Below are 14,500 nucleotides of genomic sequence, written 5' to 3'. Positions count from 1 at the left end.
GGAACAAACAATGAACTATAAAACACTTGCAGCATTTCCAGAAAATTTTTTGTGGGGCGCATCTACTTCTGCCTATCAAGTTGAGGGCGCGTGGAACGAGGACGGAAAAGGCCCGTCAGTGATTGACGCACGCGACAGCTATCCTGAAGGAACGACTGATTTTAAAGTCGCCAGCGACCATTACCATCGCTATAAAGTAGACGTTGCCTTGTTTGCTGAAATGGGCTTTAAAGCGTACCGGTTTTCCATCGCATGGACGCGGATTATTCCTGACGGCGACGGAGACATCAACCACAAGGGAATTGAATTTTACAGCAACCTGATTGATGAGCTGCTCAAATACAAGATTGAACCAATCGTTACGATGTATCACTTTGATCTGCCGAATGCCTTGCAGAAAAAAGGCGGCTGGTCGCAGAGAGCGACAATCGATGCGTTTGAACGGTATGCCAAGGTGTTGTTTGAGCACTTCGGTGACCGCGTCAAGTACTGGCTGACCATCAACGAACAAAACATGATGATCCTTCATGGCAGCGCTTTAGGCACACTTGACCCGAATCTCAAAAACCCGAAAAAAGAGCTGTATCAGCAAAATCATCACATGCTGGTGGCGCAGGCAAAAGCCATGAACCTCTGCCACGACATGCTGCCGGACGCAAAGATCGGTCCTGCTCCGAATATCGCGCTTATCTATCCGGCGTCTTCAAAACCGGAGGATATTGTGGCGGCTTTCAACTATAATGCGATTCGGAACTGGCTCTATTTAGACATGGCAGTTCATGGGCGCTACAATACGACGGCGTGGGCTTATATGAAAGAAAAAGGCTATACGCCAATCATTGAAGATGGTGACATGGAGATTCTGCAATCCGCGAAACCTGATTTTATCGCCTTTAACTACTATACCTCTCAAACAGCAGCAGCGAGCAAAGGCGATGGATCGGACGAAGTGGCACGGGGAGGAGACCAGCACTTAAAAACGGGAGAAGACGGTGTCTACCGCGGCAGCAGCAACCCGCATTTGAAGAAAAATGACTTCGGCTGGGAGATTGATCCGGTCGGTTTCCGCTCCACGCTTAGAGAAATCTATGACCGTTATCAGCTGCCATTGATCATCACAGAAAACGGGCTTGGCGCTTTCGATCAATTAGAAGAAAATGATACGGTCAATGATGATTACCGCATTGATTATCTAAAACAGCACATCGAACAAATTCAGTGGGCCATCACAGACGGCGTCGATGTGTTTGGCTACTCTCCATGGTCAGCCATTGACTTGATTTCTACACACCAAGGCTGCTCGAAACGCTATGGCTTCATTTACGTCAACCGTGATGAATTTGATCTGAAGGATCTGCGCCGGATCCGCAAGAAAAGTTTTTATTGGTATAAAGAGCTGATTGCTTCAAATGGCGAAGTGTTGAAAGGGTAGTTAAAAATATACAAATTAAGAACATTGAGTAATAAATGTAAACCAGTTAAAGCTTCCTGCCGATATGTAAAGTATAAAATCTGGAAGGAGTTTGTATATGAAGAACAAAAAAATATTTTCATTACCCCTATTGTGTGCTGTCTTGATTGTGGCCTTTAGCTTTTGTCTGAATTCAAATACTGCCGCGGCGCAAAGCGTGCCAAAAGAGAAAGCAATCATGAAACAGCAGGAAACATTGAAAAACCATAAGGAAATTGAGGATGTTTCTTTAAAGCAAGCAGATGCAGGAAGCCTTAAAAAGGATAAAAAAGCAGAACCCATTAAAGTAAAGAAGCCTGCAGATGAGAATGTTTTTAATACAACTTCCATGTACAACTCCGAAGACCAAGTATTCGATACTTCATCTGTTCTTAACGAAAATAACCCAGACGATATGTATTTTTTCAGCACTTCGTCAGATCGAACTCTAATCACACGGATTTTGTCTGCTAACAGTCAGTATTATGTAAAATTGTATGTTGTCAATTGGGACACGGGTGAAGCACAGCCGACTAATATTGTAATGGATGCGGGGAACTTAGTTCTTTTAAAAGAGCTTCCGGCCGGCGATTATATGATCCGGGTTTATTCTGAAGGAACGCTGGGAGATTCATACAACATTCAGTTAAACGCAAAAAACCCTTCAAATTACACAAGTGTGAAGTCGATCACCTCTAATTTGCAAACTTTTGTTGCTGAGTACGCAGACGGCTCTGTCTATGCAAACGGAACATTGTTGTATAATACCAATACAAAAACATCTTCATTAAGCTGGGAAAGAGAATATTACTTTTCGTATGGCGGCGGGTATAATCAGCGCACCCATTCTATTTCCGATGTGAAGGTGAAAAGCGTTTCTGATCCTGTTACTTATCGTGCTAGTTATGCGAGCTCAAATTCGGCAGTGATGGTTTACTTAGATACAGGGACTCTGTTTATGCATCATGTATCAGCGTATCAATCAGGGGTAGGTTACGAAGACTCTTTTCTTGATACGTTAGGAAAAAAAACACCTAGAAGACTTGATGCAGATGATCAAAACTATGGTGATCATATTTTAATCGTTGATGTAAAAACCGGCAAAGCAATCGACTTTTTCAGTGTTTTAAATTACTACTACGCATCAGGCGTTGAAAGCTTGCCAGTCATTTCGTATATTCAATAAGAATTCACTTGGGCTATTTCATTACAATGAAATAGCCTTTATTTTAATTTGCCAGCGGAATGATTAGTGTTTTTTAACTCCTCAAAAATGTTATCTTGCTTATCAGGTTCAGGCTGATTCATTGTATTTGCAGCAGGAACATTCATCATTTTCTTAAAATCACCCATGGTTAGCGGCTTCTTGTCATCATGCAATTCAAATCCTAATTGGCCGTTCGCTTCGATCGTTGCATTCTTAATGTCCTTTATGCTGGTGATTCCGTGAAGCCTCATTCGCATTTCAAGCTGGTCAACTGTCAGCCTCAATTTTTTCATATTTTCTATATTGAGTTTACCATCTTCAACGACTAATTTTGCTTTGCCGGTTATGAACTTTTCCATCCAATTGGCCTTCACCTGGAACCATTCCATGAGTATTAGCGCCACAGTAAAAATACTGGCTGCCACAAGGGTTTTCCATAAACTTGTCTCTATAATCGGCTGGACAATAATTGTTCCAATTGAAATCATAACCACAGTTTGTGCTAACGTCATTTGAGAGATTGACTTTCTCCCTGATATTCTGAGCAATATGATCCCGGATATAATTAAAATGAGTGCTTCCCAAGCAAAATTCATGCAATCACCTTTTTGTGTTGGTTTTTCCATAGTATGATCTAGGCTTTTCGGATTATACAGAACAAAGGGATTTCCGCTAGCGGAAATCCCTTCTCGTTAAAACGAAATAATCCCAATCAAAAGCGCTGCAATCGTCATGACAATCGTTGTCCCCACGGCCAATTTAATGGTGAATTTTTGATGGTCACCAAAGCTGACGCCTGCCATTCCGACCAATAGATAGGTGGAGGGCACAAGCGGGCTGAGCAGGTGCACCGGCTGGCCCAGCAAGGAGGCTCTTCCGATTTCAGCGGCATCTATTCCGTAAGCGGAAGCGGCTTCTGCGATGATGGGAAGGACACCGAAGTAAAAGGCGTCATTTGACATGAAAAAGGTGAATGGCATGCTGACGATGGCTGTGATCAACGGCAGGTGCGGACCCATGGCGTCAGGGATAAGTGAAACGAGAGAATGTGCCATCGCATCCACCATTTTTGTGCCAGAGAGAATGCCTGTGAAAATGCCTGCCGCAAACACCATCGAGACAACGTTTAACGCATTTCCTGCATGCGCCGAGATCCGTTTCTGCTGCTCTTTGACATTTGGATAGTTTACCATTAAGGCGATGGCGAATGCGGTCATAAAAAGAACAGCTAGCGGCAGCAGGCTGGTGATCAGAGCGGCCATCAGAGCCACAGTCAGCAGCAGATTAAACCATTGGAGGGCGGGACGCTTGAGCGGCGCAACATCCGGATCGGAAGACGGTGCGTGTTCAATCGAAATGACGCCGAGACGCTTCCGCTCTTTTTTTCCGAGGATATAAGCAACGGCGATCACCCAGAGAATGCCGGCGACCATAGCGGGAATCAGCGGCGTGAATACCTCTGACGTGTCCAATTTTAAGGAAGCCAAAACCCTCGCCGTCGGCCCGCCCCACGGAATAATGTTCATCACCCCAGAACCGAGCATCGCAATTCCCGCTAACACCAAACGATTCATGCCGAGCCTTTTGTACAGAGGTAGCATCGCCGCAATGGTAATCATATAGGTTGTTGTCCCATCTCCGTCCAGCGAAATGGTCATCGTCAGAACTGCTGTACCGACGGCGATTTTTAACGGATCTCCTTTGACAAGTGATAAAATTTTGGCAATGAGAGGATCAAACAAACCTGAGTCAATCATAATGCCGAAGTACAAAATGGCGAATAACAGCATGATACCGGTAGGAGCGAGGTCTGTAACGCCCTGAATCATCATCTCGCCAAGATCTTTGCCAAATCCGCTGATCAGGGCAAACACAACAGGAACAACAATCAAGGCAATAAGAGCAGAAAGCCGGTTAGACATAATAAGGTACATAAAGACAATAATCATCACAAAACCGAGTATGGCAAGCACAATATGACCTCCCCTATTCAACAGTGCATTCTAGGTAAGCGCTCCCACTTTTTCTTTCTGAGTAGAAGGCTTATTTCAAATATGTATGTCCTCATCTTGATATGTAGACCTAAAATCCTATTAAGCGGATTAGCAGTTTATATGAAGAATGCTAAGGGTAAATGTGCTGTAGAATGTTTCGTTTTAAAAAGGGGGAACAGACATGAGTGATGATCAAAACAAACGTGTAAATGAACACTCAAAGGACGAGCAGCTTGAGCAGTACAGGGCCGATAACAGTGGGAAGAAAATGACGACAAACCAAGGCGTGCGAGTATCGGAAGATGAACACTCTTTAAAAGCCGGAGTTCGCGGCCCGACGCTGATGGAGGATTTTCACTTCCGGGAGAAAATGACGCACTTTGACCATGAGAGGATTCCGGAGCGTGTTGTGCATGCGCGCGGATATGGCGTGCATGGCTTTTTTCAGGTTTACGAGCCGATGACCGAGTATACACGGGCCAAATTTCTTCAGGACCCTTCAGTGAAGACGCCGGTATTTGTCCGTTTTTCGACAGTCGCGGGTTCTAAAGGCTCCGCAGACACGGTGAGGGATGCCAGAGGCTTTGCGACAAAGTTTTATACTGAAGAGGGAAACTATGATCTTGTGGGAAATAACATCCCGGTATTTTTCATTCAGGACGCGATCAAATTCCCGGATCTGGTTCACGCGTTTAAGCCTGAACCTCACAATGAAATGCCTCAGGCCGCGACCGCTCATGATACGTTTTGGGATTTTGTCGCCAATAATCCTGAGTCGGCACATATGGTGATGTGGACGATGTCGGACAGAGGCATCCCGCGCAGCTATAGAATGATGGAGGGCTTCGGTGTTCACACGTTTCGTTTTGTGAATGAACAAGGTAAGGCGCGTTTTGTGAAATTCCACTGGAAGCCGGTGCTTGGCGTGCATTCTCTCGTATGGGATGAAGCGCAGAAAATTGCCGGGAAAGATCCTGATTTCCACCGCCGCGACCTGTGGGAAACGATTGAAAACGGCGGCACGGTCGAATATGAGCTCGGCGTACAGATGATTGATGAAGAAGATGAATTCAAATTTGATTTTGATATTCTTGATCCGACCAAGCTGTGGCCGGAAGAGCTTGTACCGGTGAAAATCATTGGGAAAATGACGCTGAATCGCAACCAGGATAATGTATTTGCTGAAACGGAACAAGTCGCATTCCATCCGGGAAATGTCGTGCCGGGCATCGATTTTACAAATGATCCGCTGTTGCAGGGACGGCTTTTTTCTTATACAGACACACAGCTCATTCGTCTTGGAGGACCGAACTTCCATGAGATTCCGATTAACCGGCCGGTATGTCCGTTCCATAACAACCAATACGACGGCTATCACCGGATGACCATCAATAAGGGGCCGGTCGCCTATCATAAAAATTCTCTGCAGAACAATGACCCGTCGCCTGCGACAGCTGAAGAAGGCGGCTACGTCCACTATCAGGAGAAAGTCGAGGGCAAAAAAATCCGTCAGCGGAGCGACAGCTTCAACGATTATTACTCACAGGCGAAGCTTTTCTGGAACAGCATGTCTCCTGTCGAAAAACAGCACATCATTTCTGCCTTCTGCTTCGAGGTCGGAAAGGTCAAAAACAAGGACGTACAGCGGCAGGTCGTTGACGTTTTCAGTAATGTGGATGCAGGCTTAGCGGAAGAAATCGCCAAGGGAGTAGGTGTGGCGCCGCCGGCGAAACGAAAAGCATCAAAAGAAATTCTTGCCTCACCTGCGTTAAGCCAGGCCCGTACAGTGAAAACAGCGTCAACGAGAAAAGTCGCTGTTCTCGCCGGAAACGGATTTGATGAAAAAGAGCTGCAAACAGTGCTGGACGCCTTAAAGCATGAAGAGATCACAGCGGATATCATCAGCCCAACGCTGGGGTACATCACTAGCGGCACAGGACAGCAGCTTGAGGCCGGCGGCACGTTCCTGACGGCAGATTCTGTTCTGTATGATGCCGTCTATGCCGCAGGAGGACCAGAGGTAAAGGACAACAAACAAGCGATGGCATTTATCAGAGAAGCATACAATCACTATAAGGCGATCGGCGCGGCAAATGAAGGAATTGATCTTCTTCAAGCAGCTGTCGGAACAACAGAGGGTCCGGGCATCGTGACTGCTAAAGATGAAGCTGACTATACCGCCTTCAGCAAGGCGTTTATCGAGGCGGTCGCCGCTCACCGCCATTGGGATAGACGAATTTGATCCGCTCCTGTATCTTAAAGGAAGATACTTTTCATAAGGAGCATGACAAATGAACGAAAAACAGCTCGCTGAAGCTTACGAACGCGATGAAAATATGATGATTTTGGTGTTTGCCCAATGGTGCGTGAACCATGACCTTGATCCGCTGGAGCTGTACGCCAAAGCGTATCCGCAGCAAAAGCTCAATGAAAGTTTGAAAAAAACCATGGATGAACTGGTCGTGCCGAAACACGAATCAGAGCACATTCCGGACCAGACCGTCATTGCGGTATTAGAGATGTTTGGAAATATAGATTTGGCTCAAGCAGTTCACGAAGCCATTGCTGCACGTAAACAATAAAAAGGAGACATATGTTGTCTCTTTTTTTAATGGGAAAATCGAGCTGTTAGACCTAGAAACTTCTATTGATTTTATCAGTCTATAAAAGTGTGTATTGCTTAAAAAAGGGAATGATAAACAACGATATCAAAGGAGGAGATCGTATGAAGTGGAATCACATGCTGAAAGCCGCGGGGATTGCAGTTTTGCTTTTTTCTGTATTGGCATACGCGGCCCCATCTTTAAAAGCGGTTCAAGGAAAATCACCGACTGTCAGCAGCCATACGTACAAAAAAATCAAGGAATTAAGGTATCCACAGGTGCATGACATCGGAAATGCCGCGTTTGAAAAGAAAATCAATCAAGAGCTGAAAGCCTACATTGAACAATCGTATCAGGAATACCTGAAAAACAAAAAAGCAGGCGAACAGCAGGGATTCAAAGCGGAATATCAAACATCCTTCAGCGTCAAATACAATGCGGTGGGCAAGCTCAGCATTCAAACACTCAATTATATCTATTCAGGCGGCGCCCATGGTTTAACGTCTGTTCAGTCCTTCAACTATGACTTGAAAACACAAAAGCGGGTGACACTGAATCAGATTCTGAATACCAAAACAAAAGTCAGCAAAACGAAAGATTACCTATACAGCTATATCAAAAAACATGACACGCTGTTTTTTCCGGACGTAAAGAAAGAGGATATTACCCTTAACCAAGACACAACGTTTTACTTTACGAAAAACGGAATCGCCATCGTCTTCGGCCAGTATGACTTGGGACCTTATGCAGCCGGAATCCGGGATGTGCAGGTGCCTTCCTCTATTTATCAATAATCAAAAGAGCCATATCCGCAAAGGGATATGGCTCAATGTTTCTACCATACAAACAGGCCGACAATCGCAGCACTTAGTAAAGAGACTGCAATTCCGCTGACAAGCAATTTCCAAACGTTTTTCCCGATAACCGTTGACTTTTCGCCGTCAAGGATCGAGTTGTACGTACCGTAAATCATGCCGACTGTACTGAAGTTGGCAAATGATGTCAGGAATGTCGTCGCCACCGCAACTGTGTGAGGCGGAAGTGATTTGAGATTTTCTTTCAAGTCAAGCATCGCAACAAACTCGTTCGTTGCCAATTTCATTCCCATCAGCTGAGCGACATACATCGCATCATGTACCGGCAGCCCAAGCAGGAATGCGAACGGACTGAAGAGATAAGCAAAAATTGTCTGGATGGTCAGTCCGTGTACGAAAACGCCAAGAATGCCATTGACTGCTGACGTTAATGCAACATATCCGATCACCATTGCCAAAATAACGATAACCATGTTCATGCCGACAAGCATACTGTTAGAAATCGTAGAGAAAAAGTCTTTCTTTTCTTCTTTAGGCGGTGTATAGATGATATCTTCATCCTCCGGCACATGAACAGGGTTCAGCAGGTTTGCGATAATCAGCGCGTTTAAGCAGTTCAAAGGAATCGCTGTAAACACGTATGTCGCCGGCACCATTGACAGGTAAGATCCAATAATGGATCCGCTGATGCTGCTCATGCTCATTAAGCCGAATGTAAGCAAGCGGTTGTTATTTAATACCGTAAGCTGCTGGCGGATGACCGCAAGTGCTTCAGTATTCCCCAGGAACATCATTTGAATAGAGAAAAAGCTTTCTAATTTCGGCAAGCGGGAAGCCTTTGAAATCACCCAGCCGATTTTATCAATCAGCCAAGGCAAAATGCCGAAATATGTTAAAATATCAAAGAATGTGACGATAAAGATAATTGGAAGAAGTGCACTAAAGAAAAAGTCTACAGTTTCATTCGCCATCACTGATGGGAAAGCAAAGGCGATACCGTCACTGGCGCAAGCAATCAGCCAAGTGAAGAAATCACCGATTTTACCGATGGCCCAGCTCCCGACTTTTGTTCCCAGCATAAACCAAGTAATCAGCAATTCCAGAACAATTAACGTAATGATCGGGCGCCACTTGATTTTCTTTTTCTGCGGAGAACATAGGAATACAACTGCCATAATCACAATGAGACCAACAAGGTTTAATAAAAAGTACATGATAGCAACTCCTATGAGGTTTATTATGGAAACAAAAAAAGCTCTTATCCTTCACAAATTCTGGAAGTGCAGAAAGTGTGAAAAATAAGAGCAAACAGAAAAGAACTTGTCCTTTTCAACTCGTTCAAATTTATTCAAACTTTCTTGTAGTCTAGTTTTTTACGGTTACTAGGTAGAAACAATCAGACCATATTACTGATCATATACAAGAATGTCTATTTCTAAGATGATAGCAGTATTTTATCCTTTCACTTTTTGAAAATCAACCTTTTTAACTATTTTCACAATAATAAAATTTATATTTTGAATTTGAGAAAATAAAGGAAAAACATGTTGGATTGCTATGTTGATATGATTTTGATAGCGCTTTTTTTCTTTTATATATGGTTTCCGCTCCTTGAGGTTTGTTGTATGATGTAAATGGGGAAACCCATACAGCAAAAAGGGAGTTTTTTTTCATGATTATCCAATTCATTCGTTATAGATAATGACAGGTATAGACAATCTGCCAGGCCTGGCCAATTTTTGAGATGGGCCCAGGTTTATTTGTCTATGCCTTTTTCATTTATCTAAAAATGAATGAATGAGGTGTTTTTTATCATGAAACGAACAGCTGATGTCAGCATGTTTCGATGCCCGCTATGCGGTTCTTCCATAGATGCTGCTTTGGGAAAAAGCTTGATTTGTACAGAACGAGGCCACACATTTGATATATCTCGGCACGGATACGTGAACTTCCTGGCGAAGCCGGCCAAAACTGGGTACGATGCCGGACTTTTTGAGGCGAGGAGCAGGCTAATTGGGGAATGCCGGTTTTTTGAACCGCTCCATAATGCGATTGCAGATCTCATCAGATATCTTAAATCTGGTCAAGAGTCATTCACCATCTTGGATAGCGGGTGCGGTGAGGGTTCTCATTTGAATGCGCTTTGCGGGTTTGATTATGCAGGAAGAACAGCGACGGGAGCCGGCATCGATCTTTCGAAGGATGGGATTGTAAAAGCTTCTAAGACATTCAAAGACCAGATGTGGGCGGTTGCCGATGTGGCGCGTGCTCCCTTTCATGACCGCCAATTCGATGTTGTCCTGTCGATTTTTTCTCCGTCCAATTACGCAGAGTTTCATAGGCTGCTGAAGGATGATGGCATGCTCATAAAAGTAGTGCCGAGAAAAGATTATTTAATAGAATTAAGGCAATTTTTATATACTGCTTCACCAAGGCGTACGTATTCCAATACGGCAGCTGTTGAGCGTTTTACAGCGAATGTTGAACACAGCCGTCATATGAGGCTGCGCTATGTCAAAACGCTTGACCGGCAAGCGATACATTGGCTCCTTAAGATGACGCCGCTCGCCTGGTCTGCGCCGGAAGACAGAGTCAGCCTGCTGAAAGAGATGAAATCAGCTGATATTACCGTTGATGTCGATATCCTAATAGGAATGAAATGAATGGCAGAGGAAAGCTCCGAAAAAGGGGGGCTTTCCTTTTTTTAATCGGAATAGTTGGCCCACGTTTCTCGTACATATGGAAAAGGGGAAGGAACCGGCCGATGAGGAGAGTCTTTTGTAAACGCTTTCCCATCCGTGGAAATGGAGGATGTGTGTGGAACTGATCATTATTCTATTGGCGTTAGGCTTGCTGATGTTTACGGCGTATCGGGGATTTTCTGTCATATTATTTGCGCCGATTTGCGCGTTATTCGCGGTGCTGCTGACCGATCCAAGCCATGTGCTTCCTTTTTTCTCATCAATTTTTATGGAGAAGATGGCGGGTTTTATTAAGCTGTATTTTCCGGTCTTTTTGCTCGGTGCGATTTTTGGAAAGGTCGTTGAAATGTCCGGGCTTGCGGCATCCATTGCGAAAACGATTGTCAGGCTTGTCGGGGCAAAAAGAGCGATACTTGCAATCGTGCTGATGGGCGCTATCTTGACGTACAGCGGCGTCAGCCTGTTTGTTGTCGTATTTGCCGTATATCCGTTTGCGAAAAACCTGTTTCGAGAAGCAAACATACCGAAACGCCTCATCCCGGGCACGATTGCTTTAGGGGCTTTTACGTTTACGATGGACGCACTTCCGGGGACGCCGCAAATTCAAAATGTCATCCCGACGACGTTCTTCAAAACAGACATTTATGCTGCTCCTTGGCTTGGCTTGTTCGGCGCAGTGATTGTGCTGGCAGCGGGCATGCTCTATTTGGAATCGAGGCGGAAAAAAGCCCAGGCATCCGGGGAAGGCTACGGCGGTTTTGATTCGGAGAATTCTGCTGCTCTTGAATCGTCTGAGCCCGCGGCCGAACGGGACAAAAACCTGATGCAGCATGCGCTTGCCTTTGTCCCGCTAATACTCGTAGGTGCAATGAATAAATGTTTCACCATATACCTCCCCAAGTGGTATCCGAATGGATTTGATTTTTCATCGATAGGATTAAAGGAGTTCGGCAAGCTTGATATTTCTTCAGCAGCTGCCATTTGGTCGGTGGAGCTCGCTCTGGTAATTGGCATCATCACAACGATTTTATTTGATTGGAGAAGAGTGTTTGCCCGAATGAAGGAAGGGCTGAATGAAGGGATCGGCGGCGCCTTGCTGGCATCTATGAATACGGGTGCCGAGTATGGTTTCGGCGGCGTTATCGCCGCGCTGCCGGGATTTCACAAGCTGAGCAGCGGAATTTCGCACACCTTTACCGATCCGCTTGTAAAAGGGGCCGTCACGACAACTGCGCTGGCAGGGATCACAGGGTCGGCTTCAGGAGGTATGGGCATTGCGTTAAGCGCGATGTCGGATCAATACTTGCAGGCGATTCAGGCTTACAACATTCCGCCGGAAGTGATGCATCGGGTCATTTCGATGGCATCAGGAGGCATGGATACGCTGCCGCATAATGGCGCTGTCATCACGCTTCTGGCCGTGACGGGACTGACTCACCGGCAATCGTATCGGGATATTTTTGCGATCACACTTATCAAAACGGCAGCCGTATTTGCCGTGATCGCGATTTACAGCCTGACGGGTCTAGTGTAGGAGAAAACGAAAGGGGTATCAATATGGGAAAAGTGTTGTCATCAAGTAAGGAAGCTGCGGAACTGATTCATGATGGAGATACGCTGATCGCAGGAGGATTCGGGCTATGTGGCATTCCTGAACAGCTCATTTTGGCGATAAGAGATCAGGGAGCAAAGGATTTAACCGTTGTCAGCAACAATTGCGGAGTCGATGACTGGGGGCTCGGTTTGCTTTTGGCTAATAGGCAAATCAAGAAAATGATTGCATCTTATGTCGGCGAAAATAAAATTTTTGAGGGGCAGTTTTTAAGCGGAGAGCTTGAGGTCGAGCTTGTTCCCCAAGGAACACTGGCTGAGAGAATTCGTGCAGGCGGCGCGGGCATACCGGGATTTTACACGGCGACAGGCGTTGGCACTTCAATAGCCGAGGGAAAAGAACATAAAACATTCGGCGGCCGGACGTATGTGCTGGAGAGAGGCATTGCCGGCGATGTGGCGATCGTCAAAGCGTGGAAAGCGGATACTATGGGGAATTTGGTCTTTCGGAAAACGGCGAGAAATTTCAACCCTGTTGCCGCCATGGCAGGCAAGATCACGATTGCTGAGGCGGAAGAAATCGTGGAAGCGGGAGAGCTCGATCCAGATCACATCCACACACCGGGAATTTACGTACAGCATGTGGTGCTTGGCGCGAGCCATGAAAAACGGATTGAAAAGCGAACCGTTCAGCAAGCGGCGGGAAAGGGTGGTGCGAAATGAAGGAAGCGAGAAAACGAATGGTCAAACGGGCTGTACTAGAAATCAAGGATGGCATGAACGTCAATCTTGGGATTGGAATGCCGACGCTTGTCGCAAATGAGATACCCGATGGCGTTCACGTCATGCTTCAGTCAGAAAACGGCTTGCTCGGGATCGGCCCGTATCCTCTGGAAGGAACGGAAGACGCGGATTTGATCAATGCAGGAAAGGAAACAATCACTGAAGTGACGGGCGCTTCCTATTTTGACAGCGCTGAGTCATTCGCAATGATAAGAGGCGGGCATATCGATTTGGCTATCCTTGGCGGCATGGAGGTTTCGGAGCAGGGTGATTTGGCCAATTGGATGATCCCCGGAAAGATGGTAAAAGGGATGGGCGGCGCCATGGATCTCGTCAACGGGGCGAAACGGATCGTTGTCATCATGGAGCATGTCAATAAGCATGGCGAGTCGAAGGTGAAAAAAACATGCTCCCTTCCGCTGACAGGCCAGAAAGTCGTGCACAGGCTGATTACGGATTTGGCTGTTTTTGATTTTGATAACGGCCGCATGACACTGACTGAGCTTCAGGAAGGTGTCACAATTGAAGAGGTTTATGAAAAAACAGAAGCCGATTTCGCTGTCAGCCAGTCTGTGATCAAACAAAATTCTTAATGGGAAGGAGTTTGACATGAAAAAACAAGTCGCCTTGGTGACAGGAGCAGCTGGCGGAATCGGGTTCGAAATCGCGAGGGAATTCGCCCGTGAAGGCGCTAGCGTCATCGTTTCGGACCTTCATCAGGAAGCGTGCGAAAAGGCCGCTTCCAAGCTTACAGAAGAAGGCTTTGACGCAGCAGCCATTCCGTGTGATGTGACAAAGGAAGCGCAAGTCGCTGATACGGTGAACACCATCCAAAAACGATATGGCCGCTTGGATATTTTGGTGAACAATGCCGGTATTCAGCACGTCGCTCCGATTGAGGAGTTTCCGACAGAAACCTTTGAACAGCTGATCAAGGTCATGCTGACGGCGCCCTTCATCGCGATGAAGCATGTTTTTCCGATCATGAAAAAACAGCAGTTTGGCAGAATCATTAATATTGCATCTGTTAATGGTTTAGTCGGCTTTGCGGGGAAATCCGCTTATAATAGCGCCAAGCACGGCGTCATTGGGCTGACTAAGGTCGGGGCGCTGGAGGGCGCGCCCCACGGCATTACAGTCAACGCGCTCTGTCCGGGTTATGTCGATACACAGCTTGTCCGCAATCAGCTGAGCGATCTTTCGAAAACAAGAAATGTCCCTTACGACTCCGTGCTTGAACAGGTCATTTTTCCGCTTGTGCCGCAAAAACGATTGCTTTCCGTAAAGGAAATTGCGGATTATGCAATTTTTTTGGCAAGCGAGAAAGCGAAGGGTGTCACCGGGCAGGCTGTTGTCCTTGATGGGGGCTACACCGCTCAATAACATAAAAAACAC

13 protein-coding genes and 1 riboswitch are annotated in these 14,500 nt (G+C 45.9%); of the genes, 10 read left to right on the top strand and 3 right to left on the bottom strand.

Features of this window, described 5'->3' with window-relative positions; all coding sequences use genetic code 11:
* The first annotated feature begins 10 nt into the window (after positions 1-10).
* Positions 11-1,432 (top strand): glycoside hydrolase family 1 protein, encoded by a 1,422-nt coding sequence (locus tag M0696_RS19910; RefSeq protein WP_222142322.1) that lies wholly within the window; start codon positions 11-13, stop codon positions 1,430-1,432.
* 97 nt (positions 1,433-1,529) lie between these two features.
* The gene (locus tag M0696_RS19905) at positions 1,530-2,636 is read left to right on the top strand and encodes a hypothetical protein (protein ID WP_248602329.1); all 1,107 of its coding nucleotides are present in this window, start codon (positions 1,530-1,532) and stop codon (positions 2,634-2,636) included.
* Positions 2,637-2,674: 38 nt separating this feature from the next.
* On the opposite strand, the gene M0696_RS19900 is transcribed toward M0696_RS19905, so the two are convergent.
* Both M0696_RS19900 and citH read right to left on the bottom strand, forming a co-directional pair.
* On the bottom strand, positions 2,675-3,253 hold the full coding sequence (locus tag M0696_RS19900) for a DUF421 domain-containing protein (RefSeq protein WP_166846702.1): 579 nt from the start codon (positions 3,251-3,253) through the stop codon (positions 2,675-2,677).
* Between the two features lie 96 nt (positions 3,254-3,349).
* The gene (gene citH, locus M0696_RS19895) at positions 3,350-4,630 is read right to left on the bottom strand and encodes a citrate transporter CitH (protein WP_222142320.1); all 1,281 of its coding nucleotides are present in this window, start codon (positions 4,628-4,630) and stop codon (positions 3,350-3,352) included.
* Between the two features lie 202 nt (positions 4,631-4,832).
* Between citH and M0696_RS19890 the strand changes: the two genes are divergently transcribed.
* The 3 genes from M0696_RS19890 to M0696_RS19880 all read left to right on the top strand — a co-directional run bounded on the left by M0696_RS19890 (position 4,833) and on the right by M0696_RS19880 (position 8,048).
* Positions 4,833-6,893: a catalase gene (locus tag M0696_RS19890; RefSeq protein WP_166846708.1), complete on the top strand. Its 2,061-nt coding sequence runs from the start codon at positions 4,833-4,835 to the stop codon at positions 6,891-6,893.
* Positions 6,894-6,942: 49 nt separating this feature from the next.
* Positions 6,943-7,233 (top strand): hypothetical protein, encoded by a 291-nt coding sequence (locus tag M0696_RS19885; protein ID WP_222142319.1) that lies wholly within the window; start codon positions 6,943-6,945, stop codon positions 7,231-7,233.
* Between the two features lie 143 nt (positions 7,234-7,376).
* The gene (locus M0696_RS19880) at positions 7,377-8,048 is read left to right on the top strand and encodes a DUF3298 and DUF4163 domain-containing protein (RefSeq protein WP_248602328.1); all 672 of its coding nucleotides are present in this window, start codon (positions 7,377-7,379) and stop codon (positions 8,046-8,048) included.
* 41 nt (positions 8,049-8,089) lie between these two features.
* Here the strand turns inward: M0696_RS19880 and M0696_RS19875 are convergent, their stop codons facing one another.
* Positions 8,090-9,283, bottom strand: coding sequence for a NupC/NupG family nucleoside CNT transporter (locus M0696_RS19875; protein ID WP_003236213.1), 1,194 nt, complete (start codon positions 9,281-9,283; stop codon positions 8,090-8,092).
* Positions 9,284-9,410: 127 nt separating this feature from the next.
* A riboswitch (purine riboswitch) is annotated at positions 9,411-9,512 on the bottom strand.
* A gap of 371 nt (positions 9,513-9,883) precedes the next feature.
* On the opposite strand from M0696_RS19875, the gene M0696_RS19870 reads away from it, so the two are divergent.
* The 5 genes from M0696_RS19870 to M0696_RS19850 all read left to right on the top strand — a co-directional run bounded on the left by M0696_RS19870 (position 9,884) and on the right by M0696_RS19850 (position 14,488).
* On the top strand, positions 9,884-10,732 hold the full coding sequence (locus M0696_RS19870) for a methyltransferase domain-containing protein (RefSeq protein ID WP_222142317.1): 849 nt from the start codon (positions 9,884-9,886) through the stop codon (positions 10,730-10,732).
* Between the two features lie 154 nt (positions 10,733-10,886).
* Positions 10,887-12,305, top strand: a complete 1,419-nt coding sequence (locus tag M0696_RS19865; protein ID WP_248602327.1) for a GntP family permease — start codon at positions 10,887-10,889, stop codon at positions 12,303-12,305.
* Positions 12,306-12,328: 23 nt separating this feature from the next.
* The gene (locus M0696_RS19860) at positions 12,329-13,045 is read left to right on the top strand and encodes a CoA transferase subunit A (protein ID WP_222142315.1); all 717 of its coding nucleotides are present in this window, start codon (positions 12,329-12,331) and stop codon (positions 13,043-13,045) included.
* Positions 13,042-13,698 (top strand): 3-oxoacid CoA-transferase subunit B, encoded by a 657-nt coding sequence (locus M0696_RS19855; protein WP_166846724.1) that lies wholly within the window; start codon positions 13,042-13,044, stop codon positions 13,696-13,698. The genes M0696_RS19860 and M0696_RS19855 overlap by 4 nt, the downstream gene beginning before the upstream one ends.
* 16 nt (positions 13,699-13,714) lie before the next feature.
* A complete protein-coding gene (locus M0696_RS19850) occupies positions 13,715-14,488 on the top strand; it encodes a 3-hydroxybutyrate dehydrogenase (RefSeq protein ID WP_222142314.1) in 774 nt (257 codons plus the stop codon).
* Positions 14,489-14,500: the final 12 nt, after the last annotated feature.

The sequence above is a fragment of the Bacillus rugosus genome (genome assembly GCF_023238245.1).
GTDB lineage: Bacteria > Bacillota > Bacilli > Bacillales > Bacillaceae > Bacillus > Bacillus rugosus.
This window is presented reverse-complemented; position numbering and strand designations above follow the sequence as displayed.